Below are 26,027 nucleotides of genomic sequence, written 5' to 3' on the forward strand. Positions count from 1 at the left end.
TGCGAGGCTGCCTGGGGCCTTGCTGTGCTTGGGGGAAAGGCTACTCGGCGGCCAGGAAGCCGAACGCACCCGCCAGCTCGCGCAGGGTGGCCTGGGCCTTGGCCAGGTCGCGGCCCTCGCGGGCGGCGGCCAGCACCGCGCCGGACAGCGCATCCAGTGTGTGCAGCGCGGCGGGGGTGTTCAGGTCGGCGTCCATCGCGCCCAGGAAGGCGGCGCGGTAGGAGGCCGCATCCAGCGGCGCGCCCGCGCCCGACTCGGCGCGCAGGGCCGACTTCAGCTGCGTGATCTTCGACTCGGTGGCCACCACGTCCTCGCGCACATAGTCGAAGTCGGCGCGGTAGTGGAACGACATCAGGTACCAGCGCAGCGCGTCGGCGGTGTGCTCCTTCAGCGCGTCGCGCACAAACACCATGTTGCCCAGCGACTTCGACATCTTCTCGCCATCCAGCCGCGCCATGCCGCCATGCACCCAGAAGCGCACAAACGGCGACTTGCCCGTCACCGGCTCGGTCTGCGCGATCTCGGATGGGTGGTGCGGGAACACCAGGTCGCTGCCGCCGCCGTGGATATCGATCTGGTCGCCCAGGTAGCGGGTGGACATGGCGGTGCACTCGATGTGCCAGCCGGGGCGGCCCTCGCCCCAGGGGCTCGGCCAGCTCGGCTCGCCGGGGCGCGAGGGCTGCCACAGCACAAAGTCCAGCGGATCCTCTTTGTTCGGGTCGGCGGGGTTGTTGCCGCGCGTGTTGGCCACCGCCAGCAGGGCCTCGTAGTCGAGCTTGGGCATCGCGCCATAGTCGGGGGCCATACGGGCGCGGTAGTAGGCGCTGCCGCCCGCCGCGTAGCCGTAGCCCAGCTCGACCAGCTTGGCGATGATCGCCTGCATGCCGGCGATCTCCTCCGAGGCCTTGGGCGCATAGGTCGGCGCGAGCATGTTCATAGCCGCGCAGTCGGCGCGGAACTGCTCGGTCTCGCGGCGGGCCAGCTCATCCCAGGCCACGCCATCGCGCTTGGCGCGCTCGAACAGCGGGTCGTCCACATCCGTCACGTTCTGGCAGTAGCGCACCTCGGCGCCCTGGTAGCGCAGGTAGCGCTGCAGCACATCGAAGATCAGGAAGGTGTGGGCGTGGCCGATATGGGTGGTGTCGTACGGCGTTACACCGCAGACATACAGGGTCAGGGGGCGATCCTGCGGTATCTCAAGCGGAGCGGCGGCCCCGCGAAGGGTGTCAAACAGTTGCATAGCGTCTTGCCTGCGCCTCCTCGTCACACAGACGATCTTCCACCGAGAACATAGGGCGAACGGCCACCAGCGTGATATCATCGTGCTGCTCGGCCTCGCCAATAAACATCTGAACCTTGCTGAGAATCAGCTCCACCAGCGCGCGAACATCCCCCAGCGGCTGGGCCGTAGCGATCAGGGCCTCCAGCCGATCGAATCCGAACATCTCCCCCTGGGCGTTGTGGGCCTCCACAACGCCATCGCTCAGCAGCAGCAGCATATCGCCCGGCGCGATCTCGGTGGTCAGGTCGCGGTACTCGGCCCCAGCGAACGCGCCGATCGGCAGCCCGCCGACATCGAGAAAGCGGCAGCCCGACGCACCGATCAGCACTGGTGCGATCATGCCCGCATTGGCGACCCGCAGCATGCGCTCGCGCGGGTCGAACACGGCAAACATCAGGGCCGCGTTCATATGGCTGGCCTTCAGGCGCGGCGCGAGCAGGGTGTTGAGCGTCGAGAGCACCTCGGCGGGGTGCTCCAGCTCGCGCCCGTGCGACTCGACCGCGCTGGATGTGAGCGACATCAGCAGCGCCGCGCCCACGCCCTTGCCCGAGATATCGCCGATGGCGATGGCCGCCCGGCCCTCGGAGAGCGCGATGTAGGTGTAGAAATCGCCGCCCACCTCGTAGGCTGGCACCGAGCGGGCGAACACCGCGATCTCGTCGCCACCCCAGGGCGCACGGTCGGGCAGCAGCCCCAGCTGGATGTCGCGGGCCAGCATCAGGCCGTGGCGCAGCCGATCGTTCTGCCGCTCGATCTCATCCAGCGACTGCTGCAGGTGCGCGGCCATCTGGTTGAACGAGCTGGCCACATCGCCTAGCTCGTCGTTGCTGGTGATGGTGATGCGGTGGTCGAGGTGGCCGCTGCCTACCAGCCGTGCGCCACCGCTCAGCGCGCGCAGCGGCAGGATAAAGTCGTTGGCCTGGCGCAGCGACCAGATCAGCACCGCGCCATCCACCAAGATCACCACCAGCGCCAGCACCCAGATGCTGCGGCGCAGGTTGGCAAAGGCGATCAGCGAGGGCTTCTCGGCTACCACGCTCCAGCCCGTCGCGCGGCCATCGCTCAGCTCAAGAGGGCTGATCGCCCCCACCACGCTCAGCGTGCGCGCGCCGATGTACTCGTGCACGGTATTGGTCGCACCCAGAAAATGCTTCATGTCCGTCGGCGGCACAAAGTTCACGCTGCCATCATTCACCACCAGCGCGCTGGTGCGCAAATCGTAGAGATAGGCATTGTTGGATGTGCCATCGGTGGATGCGCGCAGCTCCTCGATCACCTTGGTCGAGTCGATCGTGGCCCGCAGCGCGCCCACCACGATGCCCGAGCTATTGTGCAGCGGCATCACCACCACAAAATCGTTCGCGCCCTGCGCATCGAGCGTGGTGGTAAAGGTGATGGTGTCGTGCTGCATCACCGCCTGGATCAGCGGGTCGGCGCTCAGGTCGCGCAGCTCGTCCTCGCGGGCCAGCTGCACCCGCTGCGTGCGCACGATCTCGTGGGCGGTGCGATCCACCACCGAGACCTCAAGCAGGTCGGGGTACATCTCGCTGGCCATATCGGCGGCGCGCTCGCGGATCTCGTTCTGCCCGCCCGTATCGGGCTGGATAAAGACCTCGAACACGCCAAACTCGCGCACGAAGTTGCTCAGATAGAGCGCGATGCTGCGCGAGGTGCGGCTGGCCAGGCCCAGCTGCTCGTTATAGACATTTTCACGTTGGGTGTTGAAGTCGATGCCGATCAGCAGCACGCCGATCAGCAGCAGCGGGACGGTGGATGTGACGAGGTACGACCAGAGGAGGCGAGATGCGATGCTTCTGCGCGCATCTTCCCTGGCGTGTCGATCAGGCACCACATCGCTCGGACTGTTGGCACTGCGCATGAATGCACCTTGGAAGAGGAACCCCGCATAGACTGTGCATTATAGCATAACCCGCGTGGGGTCTATCCAGCACCTATGGGCGATTCCGCATACAGAAGGCAAAAGATCGCAGCGGCCTAGCCAGCCTGGTTGGCCACCGCGATCGCCTGCTCGACATCCAGCGCCGGGCCATCGCCGCCCAGCCAGAGCAGAAACTCGACATTTCCCGCCGGGCCAGTGATCGGCGAGCGGGCCAGCCCGTGCGCGGCCAGCCCCACACCATCGGCAAAGGCGATCACGCTGCGGATGACATTAGCGCGCACCTTCAGGTCGCGCACCACGCCGCCCTTGCCCACCTGCTCGGGGCCGGCCTCGAACTGCGGCTTGATCAGGGCCACGATCCACGAGCCGGGGGCGATCAGGCGCTGGGCGGCGGGCAGCACCAGGCGCAGCGAGATGAACGAGGTGTCGATCACCGCGCAGCTAGGCGTGGGGATGCTGGGCGGCTCGCCCTCGGCGGGGGCGGCGGGCGTGGGAAGCTGCTCCAGGTAGCGCACGTTGGTGCGATCCACCACCACCACGCGCGGGTCGCTGCGCAGCTTCCAGTCGAGCAGCCCGTAGCCCACATCGACAGCGTAGACATAGGATGCGCCGTGCTGCAGCAGCACATCGGTGAAGCCGCCGGTGGATGCGCCGATGTCTAGCGCGGTGCGGCCAGCGGGCGAGATCGGGAAGGAGGCGAGGGCGTGGGCCAGCTTGTAGCCGCCGCGGCTCACATAGGGCATGGTCTCGGCCAGCGCCAGGTCGGCATCGGGCGGCACCATGTCGCCCGCCTTGTCGCGGGGCTGGCCCGCCACCCGCACCACGCCGCTCATGATCAGGGCCTGGGCCTTGCTGCGGCTCTCTGCGAGGCCGCGCTCCACCATCAGTTGGTCAAGTCGTACTTTTTTCATAGGGGGCTATTGTAGCTGAACCCGCACGCAGCGTGCAAGCCGCACGGCAGGGCGTTAGGGCATACCAGTCAAATAAACGTAGCCCCCGGTCATTCTTGGGCAGCGCCTAGCGGCTGGCCAGCGTCGCCCGCCCGATCAGGGCCAGGGCCAGATCATCCTGCAGGGGGTGGAACAGGCCAGCGCGCGCATCGCGCAGCAGCCGCTCCAGCGGCAGCGCCCGCGTGGTGCCGAAGCCCCCGGCCACGCGCAGCGCCAGATCCGTCACCTCGCAGGCGGTGTTGGTGCACAGGTACTTGGCGCTGGCGATCTGCGCCGCCAGCCCGTCGCGCAGCTCGGGGTGGGCCGACCAGGCCCGCGCGGTGCTGTAGAGCAGCGCGCGGCAGGCATCTAGCCGCGCCTGGATCTCGCCGACCCACTGCTGGATATGCGGCAGCGTGGCGATCGGCTTGCCCAACGAGGGCGGCGTGCGGGTGTTGGCGTAGCCGCAGGCGGCGTTGCAGGCCGCCTGGCCCACCCCCAGATACACCGCCGCAATCGCCAGCGACCAGCCGCTGAGCCTGCCTGGCGCGGCAGCCCCCACAACCCGCCGATCGACCACATAATCCTCAGGCACAAACACATCCTCGAACACCACATCGTCGTTCCCGCTGGTGCGCATGCCTAGGCTCTCGCCGCCCGTCTGCTGCACCAAAACCCCGCTGGTGCGCGCGTCGATGATCGCGGTGGCCGTCTCGGCCTGGTGCACGCCGCCGGAGGGCGGGATCACCACGCCGGTGGCCATGTAGCGCAGCGCCGGGCCTCCCGTGGCGAAGATCTTGTGGCCGCACACCATATAGCCGCCGGGCACCGGCGTGGCCGTGGTGGAGGGCAGCGACCCGCGCGAGACGCTGCCCATGGCCGCCTCGGTCACCACCGAGTTGATCAGCCCGCCCTCGGCGGCGATGGTGCGGCAGACCTGGCCAAATACCGGCTCGGGCCAGGGGCGATCCTCGGCCAGCCGCCCAAGCAGCTGCACCAGCATGCCCGCGGCCAGCGCCGTCGCGCCATCACCTATGGCCAGGTGCTCCTGGGCCAGCACCATCTCCAGCACATCGGCCCCCGCGCCGCCGTACTCGGCGGGGATGACCAGCCGCAGGTAGCCCGCATCATGCAGGGCCTGGTAGTTCTCTATCGGAAAGCGACCCTGGCGATCATTCGCATCCACCTGCGGCGCGAAGCGCGCGGCCAGCTCGGCAGCCAGGTCGACGGTGCGGCGCTGGCGATCGGTCAGTTCTTCTCGGAGCATGCGGTTGCCTTTCTTGATCGAGGGGAGATTGGTTCTACGCTAGGGGATGTTGATCGGCCCAACCACCAGCGCATCGGGGCCATCCGTCGGCGCGCCCGGCAGCGGGCTGGCTTCCAGCCCCAGGCGGCGCTGATCCTGCGGCGTGTAGAGGCCCAGCGAGAGCCAGTACGAGCCGGGGGGCAGCTGCCGCGCCACGGGGATGCTCTGCCGCCAGACCACCACATGGCCCGGGCGCCACGCCGCCTGGAGCGGCACATCCACAGCGGCCACCTGCGCGCCGCTGGCATCCAGCACATGGATGAACAGCATGGCGTCGGGCGGGGCGGCCAGCAGCGGCTCTAGGTAGAGCGTCGCCGTGAGCACGCCGCTCGCATCTAGGCCAGATGTGTGGGTGTCATAGCCGTGCAGCGCAAATGCGCCGCCGAAGCGCGCCGCCAGCGGGTGACCGATATGCGGCAGCACGCGGTACACATAGGCGTACTCGATGCCGTGCCGCAGCACCGTGTAGGCGGGCGGGCCGGATGCGCGCAGCGCCGTGGTGACATCCGGCGCATCGCCGCGCTGGATCTGATCCACCGTCAGAATAGCATAGGACGGCTCGCGCAGGGTCGGCGGCCAGTTCAGCTCGATGGCCTGGTTGCAGCGGTAGAAGGCCATGATCTCGGGGAAGGGCGCAGCCACCGGCAGCTCGCAGCTGGGGTCGTCCTGGGCGATGAAGGCGGCGGCATCCTCCAGCCCCTCGCCCCAGCCCACCGGCACCGAGCGCGCCGCCGCCGCGCCGCCGCCCAGCAGCGGGCTATAGTAGGCCAGCTCGTAGGGGTGGAACCACAGGAGCGTGCCGACCATGGCGGCGGCCAGCAGCCCCGGCAGGCCCCAGACCAGTGCGTGCCGCGCCGCCTGCCAGCGGGCCAGAAGCGCATCGTAGAGCGCCAGCAGGCCGACGGCGGCCAGCACATCCAGCGCGGGGAAGATCGGCAGCAGGTAGCGGTCAAACTTCTTGGGCAGCGCGCTCATGGCCAGCGCGAACATGGCCACAAACACCAGCAGCCACAGCAGCGCCGCGCCACCCGCAGGCCGCCAGCGCCGCCCCAGTGCCAACGCGGCAGCGGCCAGCAGCCCCAGCCCCACCCAGGGCGTCAGGCGGTAGGCCGCCGCCACCGGGTAGAACAGCGGCCCCGGCGCAGCCACCGATACGCCCATGAAAAAGTTGCCCCAGGCGTGCGGCTCCGCGCCATTGCCGCTCACCTCGGCCAGCACCTTGGCCAGCGCCGCGCCGGGCGCGACCCAGGCCGCGGGCCAGAGCGCCAGCCACGTGGCCGCGGCCAGCGCCGCCCAGGCCAGCGCCGGTGCCGCCGCGCCCACTAGGGCCGTGCGCCACGGCAGGCCAGCCCGCCGCGCCCGCCACAGCTGCGCCAGGGCCAGCAGCCCTACCATCGGCACCAGGATAGCCGAGGGCGATTTGGTGAGGAAGGCCAGCCCGCCGCAGGCCGCCGAGAGCGCCAGCGCGCCCCAGCGCACCGGCTGCCCAGCGCCGCCCTGCGCCACCAGCAGCGCCAGCACCGCAAGGGTGATAAAGGTCGCCAGCAGCGCATCGGTGTGCAGCAGCTGGGCGTGGGCCACCAGAAAGGGGTCGCAGGCCCACAGCAGCCCGGCCAGCAGCGCCGCGCGCCCGCCCACCAGCCGCCGCAGTAGCGCGTAGCCCAGCGCCACCCCCGCCGAGCATACCAGCGCCACAAACAGCCGCATAGAGCGCAGCTCGGCCAGCTGGCCCTGGGCGTCGGCAAAGCCCGCAGCGGCCAGCGCCGCATGCAGGCGCAGGCCCGCCGCGCCCAGCCACATCGTGGTGACGCCAGGGTGGCCGGAGATCGCCGTGGCAGCGTAGTCGCCGCGCCCCAGCGCATCCAGAAACTCGTGCGAGCGGCCCAGCCACGCAAAGGCCTCGTCGATCGTTATGAAGGAGCCAAGCGCCAGCGCGCGCGGCAGCAGCGCCAGCAAAAACAGCAGCGCCAGCAGCGGCCAGCGGCGCGAGGGGGAATCGGAAAGTTCAATCACAGCAGCGCGCACCTGTTGGAAGCAAAGCGTATCCGGCTGGATTGTAGGCCAGATGCGGCGGTGGTGTCAAAGAGTAGCGCATGAGGACTCAGATCCGGTATGATAGCAGCGCCATCTCTATCTTTGAACAGGTGCACTCACATGACGACCGCTCGCCCATCCCAACGACCGCGCGTAATCGCCATTGCCGCCTATATCGGCATCTGCGGCGTGCTGCTCGGGTGCGCCCTTGCGCTCAACAGCGGCACCTTTACCTACACCCTCGATGACCCCTACATTCACCTGTCGCTGGCGCGCAATATTCTCCATGGCAGCTACGGTATGAACAGCGGCGAGTTCGCCGCACCGGCCTCCAGCATCATCTGGCCCGTTCTGATCGCGCCGTTTACCACGCTGCCGATCGGAGTCTACGCTCCGCTGATCCTCAGCATGGCCAGCGCAATCGGCAGCATCTCGCTGCTGGCGCGCATGTTTGCCGAGGCATTCGGGCGCGTGGAGGCCAGATACACCCAGGCGACCCAGGCCATCCTGCTGATCTGGCTCATGGTGACGGCCAATCTGATCGGCCTCACCTTCACCGGCATGGAGCACAACGCTCAGATCTGCTGCACGCTGCTCACCCTACGCGGGCTGCTGATCGAGCGCGAGCGGCGCATGGTGCCCTGGTGGCTCTGCGCCGCGATCATTCTGGCACCGCTGCTGCGCTACGAGTGCCTAGTGCTCTCTGGGCTGGCCATCATCTACCTGCTGTGGCGCAGGCATGTGGGCCAGGCGGCGCTCTGCGTGGGCGTCATCGTGGTGGTCATGGGCGCATTCACCGCCATGCTGGCCTCCCACGGCGTGGGGCTGCTGCCAAGCTCGGTCATATCCAAGTCGAGCGCCTACGGCACATCGGTCGGCGATTTCCTGGGCAGCCGACTCCAGAAGATCTTTTTCTCGCAGCCCGGGCTGGTGCTGCTAGCATGCATCGCCGCTATGCTGCTGAGAACAAGGCCGACGCTGCAGCCCGTGGCCTGGATCATGGCCGCCGCCACCGCCATCCACCTGCTGTTTGGGCGAACTGCGGGCTACCCGCGCTACGAGATGTACCTGCTCGCCAGCGACTGCGCATTTCTGATCATCGCGCACCCCGAGCGGATTATGTCGATCGTGGAGCGGGTGCGGCCCATTCTCGCCAGCATCACGCTGGTCATGATCGCTCCGCTGGTCAGCGTCACCAGCCTGATCGCAACCGTGGAGATGCCGATCGGCAGCAATAATGTCTACGAGCAGCAGTTTCAGATGGCGCGCTTTGTGGCCGACTACTACCGCGCCCCCGTCGCCGTCAATGACATAGGGCTGGTCACATGGGGCGGAAAGCAGCCGGTGCTCGATCTGTGGGGGCTAGCCTCCTATCCGGCGCTGCAGCTGCGGCTGGGCGACACGCCCGACCCGATCTGGATGGAGCAGATCGCCCAGCAGCACGATGTGCACCTAGCCATGATCTACAGCTACTGGTTTAAAGGCGTGCCGCCCAGCTGGGTGCCGCTTGGCACGCTGCGGATGAGCCGCTTCGAGGCCACCGTGACCGACAAGGTGACCTTCTACGCCACCGACGAGGCCACCGCCCAGCGCGTGCGCGCCATGCTGCCACAGTTCGTCGCCACGCTACCGCCCGCCGTGCGGTTCGAGCCACCCGCCGACACACCCCCTAACGAGCCATGAGGCCCTAGGCCGCCGCGCGCAGCCAGGCCGCCGTGCGCGCCAGCCCCTCCTCGGTGCTCACCAGCGGCGCGTAGCCCAGGTCGCGCCGCGCCGCGCTCAGGTCGAAGTAGCGCGAGTTGGCCATCTGCGCCACCAGCAGCCGCGTGAGCGGAGGCTCCTGGCCGCCGCCCAGCAGCCGGTAGGCATCCTCCATCAGCCCAGCGGCGGCGCGGGCCAGGGGGTAAGGAATGGCCGGGTGGTCGGGCACCTGTGGCGCGCCCACCAGCTCCAGCAGGCGGTTGATAAAGGCCCACAGGTTCACCGGCTGCTCCTGGCCGATGAAGTAGGCCCGGCCCACCACCGGCGACCCCGCGCGCAGCCGGTCGGCGGCTGCCAGATGCGCGGCGGCTGCGTTTTCCACATAGGTCACATCCACCAGATTGGTGCCATCGCCCACCCGCCGCAGCCGCCCGGCGCGCGCCCGCCGCACCAGGATGGGCATCAGCGTGGCGTCGCGTGGCCCCCAGACCAGCGGCGGGCGGATGGCTACCGTCAGTAGGCCGGGCTGGCGCAGCAGCCACTGCTCGGCCAGGGCCTTGGTGTAGGGGTAAGCCGCCAGGTAGCGGCGCGGGTAGGGCCGCGACTCGTCGGCGTGCTCCACGCTCTCCTCGCCAAACACCACCGAGGGCGAGGAGGTATAGACCATGCGGCGCACCCCGGCGCGGGCGGCCTGCCGCGCGATATGCTGCGTGGCCGTCACGTTGTTCTGGTAGAAGTCGCGCAGCGTGCCCCAGACCCCGGCCTTGGCGGCCACATGGAACACCACATCGCAGCCTTCCAGCGCGTCGGCTAGCGGCGTGCCCACCGCCAGATCGACCTGAAAGCAGGCCACGCCCAGCGCCTCTAGCTCGGGGTAGCGGCTGCGGCCCACCACCCGCACCTCGTCGCCGCGCGCCAGCAGCTGCTCCACGATCGCGCGACCGATAAAGCCATTGCCGCCCGTCACCAGCGCTCGCATCAGGCCGCCCTTTCCGGCTGGGCCGCCCGCGACTCCTCGCGCAGCCGCATCAGCTCCCAGAAGTCGCTCTCCAGCTTGGGCGTGTCGCCATCTTGCGGCAGGTGCTCGAAGATCGCGCGGTACACGATCCAGAAGCCGATGCTCACCACAATCAGGTTGGGGATGGGCAGCACCACGCGGGTCAGCCCGTTCACATAGGCCACCTGGCTGTTGAACTCGGGCGTGCCAAACGATGCAACTACGATATTCAGATTCAGAAAGAAGTTGATCACCGCCGCGATCACGTTGGCCAGCACCACCAGCCAGGTGGCCAGCTGCAGCTTGGCTGGGATGCCAGGCTCGCGCAGCAGCTCGGCTAGCGCACGCTCGCGCTCGGGGGTGTTGGGGTTCACAGCCTGGGCGAAAAAGAAGCGAAACACCGGCTTGCCCAGCAGCGCCGACACCGCGAAGATGATGGTGGTGACGAGCAGGCTCATGTTGTCCTTGATCGCGTACAGCAGCCCATCCACGAACCAGAAGGCAATCACGCCGTTAATGATCGCACCCAGCCCGATATAGCTGGTGATGAAGTTGAACTTCTTGGTGAGAAACAGCAGGTCATAGAACACCCAGGCCACGGGGATGAGCGCGGCAACCACGTAGGCGGTGGGCGCACCCGTGCGCGGCGTGAGGAAGTTGAGCACCAGGATGGGGATGACCGCACCGACAAACAGATCGAGGAGGAGCTTTGTGCTTTGCTTCATGGGTCGCTTTCTCAAGGGCTAGAAGCCCGCTTCTTGCAATGGCCGCTGACGCTCGGCCCAGGCCGCCAGGCGGTCGCGGAAGATCTTGGCGTTGTGGCGCACATCCACTGGGAAGGCCGGGTGAAATAGCACCGTGCGAATGCCCGCTGTGAGCGGCGTGGATGCGCCCAGCGCCAGCAGCTCGTGGGCCAGGCGGGCGCGCTCGGCCCGGCTGCGCGGGAAATGCCCCGGCCTTGGCTCGGCCACGATGGCAGGCGTGCGCAGCGCGCCGCCGCCCAGCCCCACCAGCGCGGTGCGGGCCACCTCGGGGTGCTGGTTGAACACCGGCTCGACCTGCTCGGTGAACAGGGTGCCGCCTGCCGTGGGCACGCGATGCGCCTTACGACCACAGAACCACAGCCGCCCCTGCGCATCCAGATAGCCCACGTCGCCCATGCGGTGCCACACGCGCGCGCCGTCGGCGATCTTGGCCAGCCGGTTGGCCTCGGGGCGGGCTAGATAGCGCCGCGTCACCATCGGCCCGCACACCACGATCTCGCCCACCGCCTCGGGCGGCAGCGGCTCCACATCGGTCCAGCTGGTCAGCGCATCCTCGCCGATCGGGATGATCCGCAGCTCCATGCCGGGCAGCGGCAGCCCCAGGCAGGCCCCGGCGGTCGGGCCGCGCTCGGCCTGGGCCGCCAGCACCTCGCGCCCGCCGATCGACGTGATCGGCAGGGCCTCGGTCGCGCCGTAGGGCGTGTGGGTGCCGCCGCCCTCGCCCAGCAGCGGCAGCATCTGCGCGTGCAGCCGCGCGGGCACCGGAGCGCCCGCCATCATCACGCGCCGCAGCGAGGGCAGCCGCTCGCCGCGCTCGGCGCAGTGGGCCGCCACCTTGGCCCAGATCGCGGGCGAGCCAAACGACGAGGTGACGCGGTGGCGCTGGATGAACGACACCACCTCGGCGGGGTCGCACGCGGCTGGCCGCGTGGGGTCGATAGGCGGGATGGCCGAGGTCAGACCCATGGCCACATTAAACAGCACAAACAGCGGGAAGACCGGCATCTCGACCTCGCCCTGCTGGATGCCATAGTGCTCGCGCAGCACAGCGCACTGGGCGTTGAGCATGCTGTGCTCGTACAGCACGCCCTTGGGCACGCCTGTGCTGCCAGTGGTAAAGGCGATCGCCGCCGTATCATCCGCCGCCACTGTCGCGGTGGGGTAGGGCGCGGCCACGCCCGCCCCCACCGACTCCAGCGCACCCAGCCGCAGGCTGCCCGGCGCAGCGTAGCGGCCCACCGTCACCCAGCGGCGCACGTGGCGCAGCGCGCCCGGCGCGGCCAGCCGCAGCAGGTGCGCGCGCGGCACGCCGATCAGCGCCTCGGGCGCGGCCTCGGCGATGCACTGGCGGATGTTCTGCGTGCCCATGGCCGGGTCGATCAGGATGGGCACTGCGCCCACCTGAAACAGCGCGAAGCCTAGGGCCAGCAGCGGCAGCCCGGCGGGCACCATCAGCAGCACCCGCGTGCCCTGCGCTATGCCGCAGCCCGCCAGGCCCCAGGCCAGTGCGTTGCTCTTGCGCGCCAGCTCGGCGTAGGTCAGCCGCTCGCAGCCGCGCGGCGTCTCGTGCAGCACCGCCACCTGATCAGGCCGCAGCCGGGCCTGCTCGGGCAGGAAGGCCGCGATGTTCTGCGCAGCCTCACTCGTCATGCCAGGAACCGCACGATGCGCGAGGCCACCTCGCCCGGGGCCTCCTCCAGCAGGTAGTGCCCCGCCTCGTCGTAGCGCGCCGCCGAGGCCAGCGGGAAGCGCTGCATCCAGCCGCTCAGGAAGCTATCGTCAAAAAAGGTGTCGCGCCCACCCCAGAGGATGAGCGCGGGGGTCTCGCGGAACTGGCCGATCTGCCGGTCGATCGCCTCCATCAGCGGCCATGTGGGGTGGCTAGGGTGGGTGGGCAGGTCTTCCACAAAGCGCTGCAGCGCGATGCGGTCGTGGTGGCTGCGGTAGGGCATCAGGTGGCCCTCGCGCACATCCTGCGGCAGCGTAGGCGTGTCCCACGGCGCGGCGTAGGGCGTCAGCCCCAGGCGGCGGCTGAGCAGATCGCCGAGCGGCGCGACCTGGCCCAGCGCCACCGGCAGCGGCACGCGCGGCGGCAGGAAGGCCAGGCTGTTCATCACCACCAGCCGCCGCAGCCGCAGCTCGTGGCGCACCGCGTAGCCCAGCCCGACCGGCCCGCCCCAGTCGTGCACCACCAGATCGGCCTCGGCGACACCCAGCTGGCGCAGCAGCAGGGCCAGATTTTTAATATGGTTCGCCAGCTGGTAGAGGTAGCCCTGCGGTTTGTCCGACAGGCCGCAGCCCAGATGATCGGGCGCGATCACACGGTGGGCCTCGCGCAGCGCCAGAATGAGCCGACGGTAGTAGAACGACCACGTGAGGTTGCCATGGAGCAGCACCACCACCGGCCCGCTGCCCTCATCCACATAGCTCATCGTGCCGCCGGGTACGGCGATGCGCTGCTGCGCGAACGGGTAGAGCGCCTGGGTGGGCCCAAGATCGATCTCTGTACGCTGTGCGGTAGCCACGGCGATCCTCCTTGGTTTGGTACGCAGGTGAGATTCGCGGGATACTATAGCATACAATCTGGCCCGATTCGACCCCGCCACACCGCAAGGGGAACCGCTTTACCACCAAGGCTCCAAAACGCCAAGGAGCAAAAGGGAACGAATACCACGAAGGCGCGAAGACACGAAGGGGACAAGAAAAGCATTTGGATAGAGGGCTGGCCCTCACATGGTGTCGCTTTTTCATGAGGGGTATTGGGATGCGGCAGGGTGCATCCAAGCGCATGCCGACCCATATCAGACATGGGAACGCCTGCTGGTGTGGTACCCGCGCTGGGCGATGCCGCACCAGCGATGCCCACGGTGTGGGCGGGTCTGGTGCCCGCCCACACCGTGGGCATCGCGTTCATCGAATACCGTGCGATGTATGCGATGTATGCGATGAAACACGGAGCGCATCGGCACGCGCCGCATGCATCGGATGAGGGTGCGATGAACGCGGCGTATCGCGATGGGGCGGGCACCAGACCCGCCCCTACACCCCTTGTGGATCATTGCGGGCATCGGGTCGCGGGGCGATGACGGCAATGTGATTCACGGCCATCGATCCCACATGGTTGCCAAACAGACCTGGGAACGCTGCAAAAGTGACACCATGTGAGGGGCTGGCCCCTAGGCACCGCCCGCGCAAGAAATTCACGCACCGAGTCCTAACCAGCACCATACCCGGCGGTGCACGAACAGCGTTTTCTGCAGATACGATGGTTCTGCTCGCCGCATCAGCGCACACCTACCCAATAACGCGCCCAAGCTGCACCCATCCCGCAACTTGACAGAGCAAGAAAAGCGGCGGTATACTTGCCCTGTGGCATTCGCCACATACAACTGTGTCGCTCCTTCGTTAGGCGCGGCGCTCATATGGACAGAAGTCGCTGCTCCGGCCCGTCGAAAGACGCTCAGGGGCATACCGTGCGGTTCGAGCTAAGGGCCGCATTAATGCGACTGCCCATGCTGGCTACGCCATATGAGAGCTTAAGCTCAACCAGGGGGGAGAAGACGCAACGACTACGGTATTTACCGCTGTTGCGCACCCCTCTGCATTGCATGCCGAAGGGGTGTTCTTTTTGAGGAACTCGATGGACGGTAGTCATCAACGTTGGGCGGCCGTACTGCGGTCGCCGAACACGACAACGGAACCCCACAACTCACCGACCGTTCCCGCGTGCCTGCCGCACCAAGGCCGCGTGATGTTCCCGCCCGGCGCACCTCGCTAGCGCATCGGGCGAGCCTTCACGCCCCCGTGCCGCAGCACGGGGGCGTTGCTATGCCTTGGGCATAGCGCACAACCTGGCGGGGCACAGCCAAGCCCGCTGCCGCCAGCGAAGGGAGGCTCGCAATGATGTTTCTGGCACACCTACTCGACAGCCCAGTCTGCGGCAAGACCGATGAGCTCATCGGCAAGCTCGACGACCTGATCGTCCGCATCGACCACTCGCCCTACCCCTCAATCAGCGGGATTGTGGTGCGCGACCGTGGGCGGCGCTTCTTCGTGCCCGCCGCCCACCTGGTGGGCATGAACGGCGTAGCCAAGCTCAACTCATCGGTGGTGGATGTCCAGCCCTTCCGCCGCCGCGATGGCGAGGTGCTGCTGGCCAAGGATGTGCTCGACCACCAGATCATCGACATCAGCGGGCGGCGGATCGTGCGCGTCAACGACGTGCAGCTCACCAAGATCGAGTCCGACTTCCGCGTGATCGGCGTGGATGTGAGCGCCCAGGCCCTGTTCCGCCGCCTCGCGCCCAAACGCCTGGCCGACCGCATCCAGGGCCGCCATATCATCGACTGGGATGAGGTGCAGTACCTGGCCTCGGCGGCCCCCGTGCAGCTCAAGGTCTCCTACAACCGCCTCACCGAGCTGAACCCGGTGGACCTGGCCCGCATCGTCGACGCGCTCTCCTTCCGCGAGAGCGCCGAGTTGATCGGCGGGCTGGACCACGAGACCGCCGCCGACCTGCTGGAGGAAGTGAGCGACGAGCGCCTGGCCGACCTGCTGGAGGGCATGGACATCGAGCGCGCCGCCGACATCCTTGAGGAGATGGCCCCCGGCGCTGCCGCCGACGCCCTCGAAGACCTGACCCGCGACATCGCCGCCCGCATCCTGGCCCGCATCGAGCCAGAGGAGGCCGCCGACATCCAAGAGGCGCTCTCCTACGATGAGGATAGCGTGGGCCGCATCATGGAGACCGACTTCGTGCGCGTACCCATGGGCTCCACCATCCACGAGGCCCTGCAGGCCATCCGCACCCTCGAAAGCCCGCCCGACCCGCTGCTGGCCGTCTATGTCGTCTCCGAGCAAGACCCCGAGGAGCTGCGCGGGATCGTGCGGCTGCGCGCCCTGATGCTGGCTGACCCCGCCATGCTGATCGACGACATTATGGAGGACGACCTGCCCACCGTGCAGCCCGAGGACCGCGCCGAGGATGCGGCCCGCATCCTGGCCGAGTACAACCTGCTGGCCGTGCCCGTGCTCGACGAGTCGATGCGGCTGGTCGGCGTGGTCAGCGTCGATGATGCCCTGGCAGTGCTGATGCCCGAGATATGGAGCCGTCGCGGCGCGCGCACCCACCTATAGCCGCGCCGCCCCACCCATGTCCGCCCGCTGGATCAGCCGTGGCCGCCGCAGCGCGTGGCAGCCCACACCACAAGCCGAGGGATCATCATGACCACAAACGAGCACATCAACGAGACCGCCATCGACACCACTCCCCACGAGCCGGCCAAGCGCCCGCGCTTCCGCCTCAGCCGCCGTGGCATCTGGCCCTACCTCATGGCGCTGGGGCCAGGGCTGCTGGCCGCATCCGCCGGCAACGACGCCGGTGGCATCGCCACCTACGCCTCGGCAGGGGCCAGCTACGGCTACAACCTGCTCTGGGCGATGGTGATCGTCACCATCTTCGTGGGCGTGGTGCAGGAGATGAGCGCGCGGCTCGGCGCTGTCACCAGCAAGGGCTTCTCCGACCTGGTGCGCGAGAACTTCCCGCTGCGCGCCACCGCGCTCATTCTCAGCACGCTATTTATCGCCAACTTCGGCATTATCGTCTCCGAGTTTGTCGGCATCGCCGCCGCCGCCGAGCTGTTCGGGGTCAGCCGCTACATCGCGGTGCCGCTGTCCGCGTTCATCGTGTGGCTGCTGATCACGCGCGGCTCCTACGACCGCGTGGAGAAGGTCTTCCTGGCGCTCTCCGCCGTGTTCCTCACCTATATCGCGGCGGCCTTTTTGGCCAAGCCCGACTGGGGCGAGGTGGTGCGCAGCACATTGCAGCCCACCATCCACTGGAACGGCGACTACCTGCAGCTGCTGATCGCGCTGATCGGCACCACTGTGTCGCCCTACATGCAGCTCTACATCCAGTCATCGGTGGTGGAAAAGGGCGTGACGCCCGACGAGTACCGCTACACCCGCTTCGATGTGATCACCGGCACCGTATTTGCAGGCATTGTCGCCTCGTTTATCATCATCGCCACGGCCACCACGCTCTACCCGCGCGGCATTACCATCGAGAGCGCATCCGACGCGGCCCAGGCCCTGGCCCCAGTCGCGGGCGAGTACGCCAGCGTGCTGTTCGCGGTCGGACTGCTAGGGGCCTCGCTGCTAGCCGCCGGGGTGCTGCCTATCTCCACCACCTATATGATGAGCGAGGCGCTGGGCTTCGAGCGCGGCGTGTCGCGCACGTGGGACGAGGCCCCCATGTTCTTGGGGCTGTTCACCGGGCTGGTGGCGGTGGGCGCGCTGCTGGCGCTCATCCCCGGGCTGCCGCTCATCCAGGTGCTGGTGGGCGTCTACGTGCTGAACGGCCTGCTGCTGCCGATCGAGCTGTTCGCCATCCTCGCGCTGATCAACAACCGCGAGCTGATGGGCAGGCACGTGAACGGGCCGATCTTCAACACCATCGCCTGGGGCGTGGCGATCACCGTCAGCGTGCTGTCGTTTTCGCTGATCGTGATCACCGTGCTAGGCTGGTTCGGCATCCATCTGTAGCCGCTGGGGCCGCATGGTAAAAAGAGGAGAGCGGCAGATGCAGTTTCCCTACCGCTTCGGGGAAGATCTGGTCTGGGTGCAGAAGCTGCCGCCCGCGCAGTGGGGCGGCCAGCACCAGCAGATCCTGCACGCACTGGCCTACCGGGGCGGGCAGCTGCAGATCGCTGCCGAGGGCTGGCGCAGCGCACCGCTGGGCGCTGGCGAGGAGAAGGCGGTCTTTGTGGTGTGCGACCCCCAGCGGCGGGTGTTCGCGCTGGAGCTGATCGACGAGCGCCACTACCTGAACGGGCGCTTCATCGGCGGGGCCTACTTCCACACCGCCCGCGTGGCCAGCCTGGCCCAGGTGCCCTTCAGCCCCGCCGCGCTGATCGGCCTGACCTTCACCGGCCTGGTCAAGGCCCGCGAGTTCGCCTACGGCTACGAGTGGGATCGCTTTCAGCTGCGCGCCGCAGGCCCCAGCCGCGCCGACTGGCTGCTCACATCCTGGCTGCAGTCGCACTTCCAGCGCGCTTTTGCCGACTATGCTGCGCGCTACCGCGACGTCCATGGCCGCAACGTACTGTTCGAGCTGCGCCCGCGCGATCAGCCGGGGGCGCTGTGCCCCACCATCGACCACACGGGGCGGCTGCGGCTCGTGCGCGTGGGCCTTCAGCCGATTGACCTGCGATAACATAGTGAGCAAGCATGCCATGCACTCTGGTATACTAGGCCGACTGAGAGCACAAAAGCGGTACTGCGGGCAATTATGAATAACAACTATCATCGGCAGACTATCACTATCGCATTTGCGATATTTATCGCTACACTGTTTATCTACCTCTTTTCTGCACTGGCAAGCGGGCAATCCTATACACCTATCGATGCCCACTTTAATACGCTGGCCAAAGCGCTGCTTCACGGACATATCGCTATCGAAAATCCTATCAGTACCCACGATCTCACTTTCTACAATGGTCGCTGGTATGTGCCATTTCCTCCGCTTCCAGCCTTGCTGATGCTGCCCTTTATTGCGGTGCTTGGCGATATCAATACAGTACTTTTTTCAGTAGTGGTTGGGGCAATAAATACCACATGTGTCTTCCTGCTGATTCAGTCGCTCATACATAAAGGTTGGACACAAATCCAGCTGATAGATAGCCTCTGGCTAACCGCACTCTTTGGTTTTGGCACTGTTCACTGGCAGGTTGCCACTGTGGGATCAGTATGGTTTCTCAGCCAGATATGTACGGTCACTTTTAGTATTTTGTGCATCTGGGCTGCACTAGCGCAACGATCACCTGTCCTTTCGGGAAGCGCTCTGGCGCTTGCGCTCTGGGCGCGTCCGCATATTATTCTGCTCGCTGTTGTTATTCTGGGAATCGGGTTACAGATCGCACAGGAAAAAGAGCAGAAGCAGCGCACCAGATTTCTTTTTCAGTGGGTGCTGCACGCAGGCATACCTATTGTGGTGTCAATACTGCTCTTCTTAACCTACAACTATATCAGATTTGAACACATATTTGATATTGGGTACCAGAGCCAGAGCGTCGCGGCACCGCTGAAGGAGGATCTACAGCGCTATGGGCAGTTCAATATCCATTTTACCCCAAAGAACGTGTGGGTTATGCTGTTCGCTCCGCCGATATGGAATAGCGAATCACATATACTTTTACCTGACCCAGTGGGGATGAGCCTCTTTCTTACATCGCCTGCGCTTATTTATCTGTTCTTTCCGCAGAAGCGCACGCCCCTTGTCATCGCTTCGTGGATATCGCTCGGTCTTCTCCTCATCCCACTGCTCACTTACTATAACACTGGGTGGTATCAATTTGGCTATCGCTTTAGTCTTGATTTTACTATCTTAGTGATTATCATGCTTGCGCATCTTAAGTCAGAGAATATCCCGATTTTTCTCCGTATTGGTATCCTGCTTAGTATTAGTATCAACGCTTGGGGGGCAATCTTCATCGGTCAACCGCAGTTCTAATTGTGGGTGGCATAACATTCGGTACAAATAATCCGCCGCACTCAGTATCTGAATGTGGCGGATCGCATAAAGCGCTCGGCTGTAGGCGGAATCACCCCACCAGCGCCACGAACACATCCTCCAGCGAGGGGTCGATCGGCTCGACCCGCGCATCCTCGACCCCGGCCTGCGCCAGCGCCGACAGCGCGGCGGGGGCCTGCGCCGCCACGCTATCCACCAGGGCGTGCAGCCGCGCGCCGTGCGGGGCCACATCGCGCACCCCCGGCAGCCCCTTCAGCACATCCAGCGCCAGATCCTGCGGCGAACCCTCGATCTCCAGCATCTCGCCCTGGATAGTGCTGCGCTTCAGGCCAGCGGGTGTGTCCAGCGCGATCAGCTTGCCGCCGTGCATCATCCCGATGCGGTTGCAGTGCTCGGCCTCATCCATATAGTGCGTGGTCACAAACACCGTCACGCCCTCGGTCGCCAGCGTGTAGATCAGCTCCCAGAACACCCGCCGCGCCTCAGGGTCGACGCCGCCGGTCGGCTCATCCAGGAACAGCACCTGCGGGCGGTGCACGATGGCGCAGGCCAGAGCCAGGCGCTGCTTCCAGCCGCCCGAAAGTGCGCTAGTCATCTCGCGCTCGCGCCCGCGCAGGTCGGCCAGCGCCAGCAGCTCGGCCATGCGGCCCTGCTGCTGCACGCGCGGCACACCGTAGACCGAGGCGTAGAACTCCAGGTTCTCAATCACCCGCAGATCGGGGTAGAGGCTGAACTTCTGCGACATATAGCCGATCCGCGCCTTGATCTGCTCGCCCTCGCGCCCGATGTCTAGCCCCAGCACATGGCCGTCGCCGCTGGTCGGGGTCAGCAGGCCGCACAGCATGCGGATGGTGGTAGTCTTGCCCGAGCCATTGGGGCCGAGGAAGCCGAACACCTCGCCCGCCTCCACCTGAAAGCTCACGTGGTCTACGGCGGTGAAGCTGCCAAACTGCCGTGTGAGATCGTGGGTCTCAACCGCGTAGCTACTTGCCATCGCTGGCCTCCCTCGGCGTACCGCGCTGCAGGTACATAAACACGTTCTCCATCGTGGGCACCACCTGGCGGGCGCTGTGCAGCGTCGCGCCCGCCGCGCCCAGCTGCTGGGCCAGCGCCGCCTGGTCGGGGGCGGCATCGGCCAGCAGGTGGATACGGTCGCCCAGCACCTGCACGTCGCGCACGCCCGCCATGCGGCGCAGCGCCTGCTCGGCCTGGCGCAGCGGCGCGGCGCTCACCTCCAGCACCGCGCCGGGCACCAGCCGCTGCAGCTCGCGCGGTCGGCCCGAGGCCATCATCTTGCCGTCGCGCATGAAGCCGACCACGTGGCAGCGGTCGGCCTCGTCCATGTAGGGCGTGGAGACCAGCACGGTCATGCCGTCGGTGCGGGCCGCCTCGCGCAGGATAGACCAGAACTCGCGCCGCGCCACTGGGTCGACGCCGGTGGTCGGCTCATCGAGCAGCAGGACCGCCGGACGGTGGATGAGCGCGCAGGCCAGGGCCAGCTTCTGCTTCATGCCGCCCGAGAGCGCCTCGGCGCGCCGGGCTTGAAAGGGTTCGAGGCGGCTAAACGCGAGCAGGCGAGCCATCAGCGCGGGCCTATCGGCGTTTGGCACACCGTAGGCGTCGGCAAAAAACCGCATGTTCTCGGCCACCGTCAGGTCGCCATACAGGCTGAAGCGCTGCGGCATATAGCCGATCTGCCGCCGCACGCCCTCGGGGTCGCGCCGCACATCGGTATCGCCCACGCGCAGCGCGCCACGGTCGGGCAGCAGCAGGCCGCACAGCAGGCGCAGCGTGGTGGTCTTGCCCGCCCCATCCGGCCCGATCAGCCCGTAGATCTGGCCCTGCTCCACTGTCAGGCTCAGCCCATCCACCGCCCGCACCGCCCCAAACGCGCGGGCCACATCCTCGATCACGATCATGCTCATGGTTGCCCCTGTGCGCTACTCCAGAATCGTGGCGTCGGCTGGCATGCCCGGCTTCAGCGCGTGATCCTCATTCGGCAGCTGAACCTTCACAGCAAACACGGTAGTCGCGCGCTCCTGGCTGGTCTGCACATTGCGCGGCGTAAACTGGGCCTCGCCCGCAATATAGCTCACCGTGCCCTCGAAGGTGCGCCCAGGGAAGCTATCCACCACCACGTTCACCTTCTGGCCCAGCCGCACCCGCCCGATCTCCGACTCGGCAATATAGACCGTCAGCTTGACGGTCTGAAGCGTGCCAATCGTCATCAGCGTCGTGCCCACATTGGCCTGCTCTCCTTCGTGAATAGGGCGAGTTAAAATAATGCCCGACCGTGGCGCGTGCAGCTCGGTCTTGGAAAGCTGCACGTCGATCTGCTGCAGCGCCGCCTGCGCCTGTTTCAGCTGCGCCTCGGAGACCGCCACCTGCTCGACGCGCGCGCCATTCTTGGTCTGCTCCAGCCGCGCCTTGGCCGAGGCAAGCTGCGCATCGGCAGAATCGAGCTGGGCCTTGGCCGCATCGGCGGCGGCGTGCAGCTGCAGCGGGTTGGCCGCAGTGGAGCTGGCGATGTCCAGCAGGCGCTGGGCGTTGCTCAGGTTGGTCTGGGACTGCCGCAGATCCTCGGCGGTCGCGCCCGCCTTGGCCTTGGAAAGGGTCGCGTCGGCGGCGGCCTGCTGCTGCTCGGCGGCCTGCACACCGGTCACCTCGGCCTGGCGGGCGGCCTCGGCGGCCACCTGGGCGGTACGCACAGCCTCCTCGGCCTGGCTCAGCGCGGCCTGGGCCTGCACATACTGCGAATAGTAGCTCTCGCGCTGGCCATCGCTCAGCTTGTTATCCGTCTTCTTGCCGTTGGTCGTGTTCGTCACCTTGGGCACCATCGGGTCGTTGCCGGTCTCCTGGGCGCGGTCCCAGTTCGCCTTGGCCTGGGCGTAGCGCGCCTGGGCCTGGGTCAGCGCATCCGCCGCCTGGGCCACCTGTGCCTCGGCCTGGGTCTTCGTGGCCGAGAGGCGGTCGCGGGTAGCCTGCAGGTTCGCCTGGGACTGCTCGGCGGAGGACTGGGCCACCGCGATGTCCTCGGCGCGAGTTCCGGCCTTCAGCTTCTCCAGGGCGCGCTGGGCGGCGTCGCGGTTGCTGCGCGCCTGGGCCACCTGGGCGTTCAGCTCCTGGGGGTTCTTCAGCATGGCCTGGGCGTTCTCGTAGCCCTTGGCAGCGCCATCGCGCGCGGCCTGGGCCTGCTCCACCGCCGCCTCGGCCTGGGCCACCTCCTCGGTACGCGCCCCAGCCTTCAGCAGGTCGAGGTTGGCCTGCGCCACATCCACCGCCGCCGCCGCCTGGGCGCGCTGGGCATCCAGCAGCGCGCGGTCGAGCCGCGCCAGCAGCGCGCCCTGTGCTACCTCCTGCCCCTCATCGGCCTGCAGCTCCTGCACGCGCCCCGCCACCTCGGATGTGATCAGGATCTCCTCGGCCTCGATCGTGCCCGACCCAGTGAGGCCCTGCGCCTCGCTAGCGGTGGCTGTCCGCCCATTCCACCACCACAGCCCACCGACGATCAGCACCACCACCAGCACCACAGGTGCTATTTTTGGCAATCGCTCACGCATACATCACCTCTTCTATGTTAACCATAGCTCCTAGTCCAGCCGCTTGCGGAAACGCATCGACGCCAGCACAATCAGCACGCTGCCGAAGATCGCCAGCGCGATCACCGGCTGCACCAGCGCATCCAGCCCAATCCCTTTGATCACGATCCCGCGCACCACCTGCAGAAAATAGGTGAGCGGGATAAGATAGCTGCACATCTGAAGAAAGCGTGGCATCGCCGCGATTGGGTAGATAAATCCCGACAAGAAAACCGACGGCAGCAGCGTGAGGAAGGTGAGCAGGAAGGCCTCCTGCTGCGTATTCGCGATCGTCGAGATCAGCAGCCCGATGCCCAGCGTCGTCACCAGGAACAGGCACGAGATCGCCAGCAGCAGCAGCAGGCTGCCCTTGATCGGCACCTGAAACCAGAAGGTGCCGATCAGCAGCACTTCGGCCATGATCAGCAGGGCCACCAGCGCGTAGGGCAAGATCTTCCCGACGATCAGCTCAATTGGCTTGATCGGCGTCACGATCAGCTGCTCGATCGTGCCGCGCTCGCGCTCACGCACAATCGCCGAGGATGTGAGCAGGGTGGCCTGCAGCTGCAGCACCAGCCCGATCAGGCCGGGGATCATGAACACCGCGCTCACCATGTCGGGGTTGTACCACACGCGCGGGCGCACCTCGAGCGGCGCGCTCGCCACCGCCATGCCGCGCCGCCCGGCCACGCGCTGCTGGATGTTGGTCGCCTCCACCTGGCCGATCAGCCGCGCCGCCGAAAGCGACGAGCTGGCCACCGTCGGATCCGATCCATCCAGCACGAAGCCCACCTGTGCGCCGCCGCGCCCCAGGTCGGCGGTATAGCTCGGCGGGATCAGCAGCCCGGCCTTCACCTCGCCACGGTCGATAGCCTGCGTCAGCCCGGTCTCGGATGTCACTACACGCGCCACCACAAACTGCCCCGACTGCACAAAGGTATCAATCAGATGGCGGCTCTGCTGGGTGTTGCTCTGGTCGAGCACGGCCATGGGCACATTGCGTACATCGGTGGTGGCCGCATAGCCCAGCAGGATCAGCTGCATCAGCGGCGCGACGAACATCACGGCCAGCGTGCGCGGGTCGCGGATGATGTGGATGAACTCCTTGCGCATGATTGGCCAGATTCGTGAAAACATAGGCCGTGGTTCTTTCTTAATTGACCGATCAATCAATTCACAAGACGATAAATGGTGCCGATGGTAGCAGCGCACCTAGGGGTACGCTGCTGAGAATGTTACGCTTGAGGCTTCTCCAAGCCATGGAGAAACAGATCGATCACGGTCGAAAGGATCTGCTCATCCGAAAGGCCCTGCGCCTCAGGTTGGAGAAGCGCATCCCGCGCCAACATCTGCACCATAAACATACCAACAAAACTGCGCGAGGCCACTGCGGTATCGTGTGGGCGCAGCACACCAAGCTCCACCTGGTGCTGGAGATACCCATTGACCAGCCCAAATATCTTCCTGCCAACGCCACGGTAGAACATCTCGCCCATCTTAGGGAAGCGTGAGGCCTCGCTGAGCATAATCCGAAAAAAGGCCACATTGCCTGGGTTATGGAAAATCGAGAGATAGGCTTGCCCAAGGCGGTAGAACGCCTCGCGGGGCGGCAGCGACATGAACTCCTCGGAACGATCAGCCAGCTGAAGCACCTGCGCTCGCTCGCGCACCAGCGATGCAAACAGATCCTCTTTATCTTTGAAATACCAGTAGATCAGCCCTGGCGAGATCCCGCCTGCGGCCTGGGCGATATCCTTATTCGTCGCTTTGTGAAAGCCCTTCGTGCTAAACACTTTCAGCGCCGCCTCAAGAATCTGCTGCCGCCGCTCGACATTCCCCTGAGTAGATTTATCGTCGCTCACATGAACCTCATTTGGCTGCTACAGTCTTGATTGACTAGCCAGTCAATCACAAGCATGTTATAGCATAAATTGATTGGCCAGTCAATCATGTATTTCCAGAAAAAGCCGCAAAGATGATGATCTCTGCGGCTGAAGAAAGATCCTAATTCCACGGCAGGCGCTTCCGTGCCTCCCAATACGCCTCGGGCTGCTCCCGCAGCCCAGCCAGCGCGGCCTCAGCCTGCGCATCCCAGGCCACATCTAGCGCCGCCAGGTTCGAGCGCAGCGTCGTCACCGTGGCGGCCCCGCTCAGCACCACATCCGCCCAAGGCTGGGCCAGCGCCGCCGCCAGCGCCAACGCATCCAGCGTCGCGCCCAGGCGCTGGGCCTCGCGCTCCAGCACGGCGCGCTGGCCAGCAAACTGCGGGTCGGCATTGCGCGCCGTCAGCCTGCCGTTGGCCAGCGCCTCTTTGACGATCACGCCCAGCCCTGCGGCATGGGCCTCGGCCAGGGCCGCACCGGCGCTGCGCTCCAGCACATTCCAGGTGGCCTGCACACCATCGAACAGGCGCACGCCATCTATTGTTATGTCGAGCGCAGCACGCAGCGTCTCGGCCTGCTGCGGCCCGCTCAGCGAAAGGCCGATCCGCAGCCCCTGGGCCTTGCGGTCGGCCAGGGCGCGCAGCAGCGCCCGATCGGCCAAAGCCCCGCTCTCCAGCGTCGCCGAGTGGATCTGGTACAGATCGAGGTAGGGGCCAAGCAGGGCCGCGCTCTCGGCCCACTGGCGCTCAAACACCGGCAGCGAGTGATCCTTGATCTCGTGATGCTCGGCATCCACCCGCCAGCCCGCCGTGTAGGTGTAGCCCCACTTCGAGCCAACCGTCACCGCTTCCGGCGCGATCGCCCGCGCCCGCAGCCAGCCGCCCAAAAAATCCTCGGCCAGGCCATACGATCGCGCCGCGTCGAAGTAGCGCACGCCAGCGGCCCAGGCCGCATCCATCACGCCCTCGGCCTGGGCGCGCATATGGGCCAGATCGTAGCCGCCCGCCAGATCATGCGCGTGTCCCAGGTTGATATACCCTGGCCTGCCTGCCGCCGCCAGGCCAAAGCCCAGCCGCGTCACCCGCAGGCCGCTCGCGCCAAACATGCGCTCTTCCATCATTCA

The 26,027-nt window shown here is 66.5% G+C and carries 20 protein-coding genes; 5 read left to right on the plus strand and 15 right to left on the minus strand.

Annotated elements, in window-relative coordinates; all coding sequences use genetic code 11:
- Positions 1 to 40: 40 nt before the first annotated feature.
- From F8S13_24675 to F8S13_24695, 5 genes are all read right to left on the minus strand, one after another.
- Entirely contained in the window at positions 41 to 1,240 is a 1,200-nt protein-coding gene (locus F8S13_24675) for a cysteine--tRNA ligase (protein KAB8140219.1), read from the minus strand.
- Positions 1,227 to 3,161: a SpoIIE family protein phosphatase gene (locus F8S13_24680; GenBank protein ID KAB8140220.1), complete on the minus strand. Its 1,935-nt coding sequence runs from the start codon at positions 3,159 to 3,161 to the stop codon at positions 1,227 to 1,229. Before F8S13_24680 ends, F8S13_24675 begins: the two co-directional genes overlap by 14 nt.
- Positions 3,162 to 3,277: 116 nt before the next feature.
- Positions 3,278 to 4,093 (minus strand): TlyA family RNA methyltransferase, encoded by an 816-nt coding sequence (locus F8S13_24685; GenBank protein ID KAB8140221.1) that lies wholly within the window; start codon positions 4,091 to 4,093, stop codon positions 3,278 to 3,280.
- A 106-nt stretch (positions 4,094 to 4,199) separates the two neighbouring features.
- The gene (locus tag F8S13_24690; protein KAB8140222.1) at positions 4,200 to 5,378 is read right to left on the minus strand and encodes an acyl-CoA dehydrogenase; all 1,179 of its coding nucleotides are present in this window, start codon (positions 5,376 to 5,378) and stop codon (positions 4,200 to 4,202) included.
- 39 nt (positions 5,379 to 5,417) lie between these two features.
- A complete protein-coding gene (locus F8S13_24695) occupies positions 5,418 to 7,430 on the minus strand; it encodes a phospholipid carrier-dependent glycosyltransferase (protein ID KAB8140223.1) in 2,013 nt (670 codons plus the stop codon).
- Between the two features lie 141 nt (positions 7,431 to 7,571).
- On the opposite strand from F8S13_24695, the gene F8S13_24700 reads away from it, so the two are divergent.
- Positions 7,572 to 9,134: a hypothetical protein gene (locus F8S13_24700; protein ID KAB8140224.1), complete on the plus strand. Its 1,563-nt coding sequence runs from the start codon at positions 7,572 to 7,574 to the stop codon at positions 9,132 to 9,134.
- A gap of 4 nt (positions 9,135 to 9,138) precedes the next feature.
- Here F8S13_24700 and F8S13_24705 read toward each other — a convergent pair whose 3' ends face one another.
- From F8S13_24705 to F8S13_24720, 4 genes are read right to left on the minus strand one after another with little or no spacing between them, the layout of a single operon-like run.
- Positions 9,139 to 10,131, minus strand: a complete 993-nt coding sequence (locus F8S13_24705) for an NAD-dependent epimerase/dehydratase family protein (protein KAB8140225.1) — start codon at positions 10,129 to 10,131, stop codon at positions 9,139 to 9,141.
- Positions 10,131 to 10,874, minus strand: a complete 744-nt coding sequence (locus F8S13_24710; protein ID KAB8140226.1) for a hypothetical protein — start codon at positions 10,872 to 10,874, stop codon at positions 10,131 to 10,133. Before F8S13_24710 ends, F8S13_24705 begins: the two co-directional genes overlap by 1 nt.
- Before the next feature lie 18 nt (positions 10,875 to 10,892).
- Complete coding sequence (locus tag F8S13_24715) at positions 10,893 to 12,563, minus strand: AMP-binding protein (protein ID KAB8140227.1); 1,671 nt, start codon at positions 12,561 to 12,563, stop codon at positions 10,893 to 10,895.
- Positions 12,560 to 13,345 carry an alpha/beta fold hydrolase gene (locus tag F8S13_24720; protein KAB8140265.1) on the minus strand — a complete coding sequence of 262 codons (786 nt, stop codon included), beginning with the start codon at positions 13,343 to 13,345 and terminating at the stop codon, positions 12,560 to 12,562. Before F8S13_24720 ends, F8S13_24715 begins: the two co-directional genes overlap by 4 nt.
- A 1,468-nt stretch (positions 13,346 to 14,813) precedes the next feature.
- Between F8S13_24720 and F8S13_24725 the strand changes: the two genes are divergently transcribed.
- From F8S13_24725 to F8S13_24740, 4 genes are all read left to right on the plus strand, one after another.
- A complete protein-coding gene (locus F8S13_24725) occupies positions 14,814 to 16,049 on the plus strand; it encodes a magnesium transporter (protein KAB8140228.1) in 1,236 nt (411 codons plus the stop codon).
- An 87-nt stretch (positions 16,050 to 16,136) separates the two neighbouring features.
- A complete protein-coding gene (locus tag F8S13_24730) occupies positions 16,137 to 17,456 on the plus strand; it encodes a divalent metal cation transporter (GenBank protein ID KAB8140229.1) in 1,320 nt (439 codons plus the stop codon).
- Between the two features lie 37 nt (positions 17,457 to 17,493).
- Positions 17,494 to 18,126 (plus strand): hypothetical protein, encoded by a 633-nt coding sequence (locus F8S13_24735; protein KAB8140230.1) that lies wholly within the window; start codon positions 17,494 to 17,496, stop codon positions 18,124 to 18,126.
- 75 nt (positions 18,127 to 18,201) lie between these two features.
- Entirely contained in the window at positions 18,202 to 19,422 is a 1,221-nt protein-coding gene (locus tag F8S13_24740; protein ID KAB8140231.1) for a hypothetical protein, read from the plus strand.
- A 91-nt stretch (positions 19,423 to 19,513) separates the two neighbouring features.
- On the opposite strand, the gene F8S13_24745 is transcribed toward F8S13_24740, so the two are convergent.
- From F8S13_24745 to F8S13_24770, 6 genes are all read right to left on the minus strand, one after another.
- Positions 19,514 to 20,437 carry an ABC transporter ATP-binding protein gene (locus tag F8S13_24745; GenBank protein ID KAB8140232.1) on the minus strand — a complete coding sequence of 308 codons (924 nt, stop codon included), beginning with the start codon at positions 20,435 to 20,437 and terminating at the stop codon, positions 19,514 to 19,516.
- Complete coding sequence (locus F8S13_24750; protein KAB8140233.1) at positions 20,427 to 21,368, minus strand: ABC transporter ATP-binding protein; 942 nt, start codon at positions 21,366 to 21,368, stop codon at positions 20,427 to 20,429. Before F8S13_24750 ends, F8S13_24745 begins: the two co-directional genes overlap by 11 nt.
- A 15-nt stretch (positions 21,369 to 21,383) precedes the next feature.
- Positions 21,384 to 23,003: an HlyD family efflux transporter periplasmic adaptor subunit gene (locus F8S13_24755; GenBank protein KAB8140234.1), complete on the minus strand. Its 1,620-nt coding sequence runs from the start codon at positions 23,001 to 23,003 to the stop codon at positions 21,384 to 21,386.
- A 30-nt stretch (positions 23,004 to 23,033) separates the two neighbouring features.
- Positions 23,034 to 24,158 carry an ABC transporter permease gene (locus F8S13_24760; protein KAB8140235.1) on the minus strand — a complete coding sequence of 375 codons (1,125 nt, stop codon included), beginning with the start codon at positions 24,156 to 24,158 and terminating at the stop codon, positions 23,034 to 23,036.
- A 98-nt stretch (positions 24,159 to 24,256) separates the two neighbouring features.
- The gene (locus tag F8S13_24765) at positions 24,257 to 24,883 is read right to left on the minus strand and encodes a TetR/AcrR family transcriptional regulator (protein KAB8140236.1); all 627 of its coding nucleotides are present in this window, start codon (positions 24,881 to 24,883) and stop codon (positions 24,257 to 24,259) included.
- A 142-nt stretch (positions 24,884 to 25,025) separates the two neighbouring features.
- Positions 25,026 to 26,024 (minus strand): aldo/keto reductase, encoded by a 999-nt coding sequence (locus tag F8S13_24770; protein ID KAB8140237.1) that lies wholly within the window; start codon positions 26,022 to 26,024, stop codon positions 25,026 to 25,028.
- Between the last annotated feature and the right edge of the window lie 3 nt (positions 26,025 to 26,027).

It is taken from the genome of Chloroflexia bacterium SDU3-3 (genome assembly GCA_009268125.1).
Classification (GTDB): Bacteria; Chloroflexota; Chloroflexia; order Chloroflexales; family Roseiflexaceae; genus SDU3-3.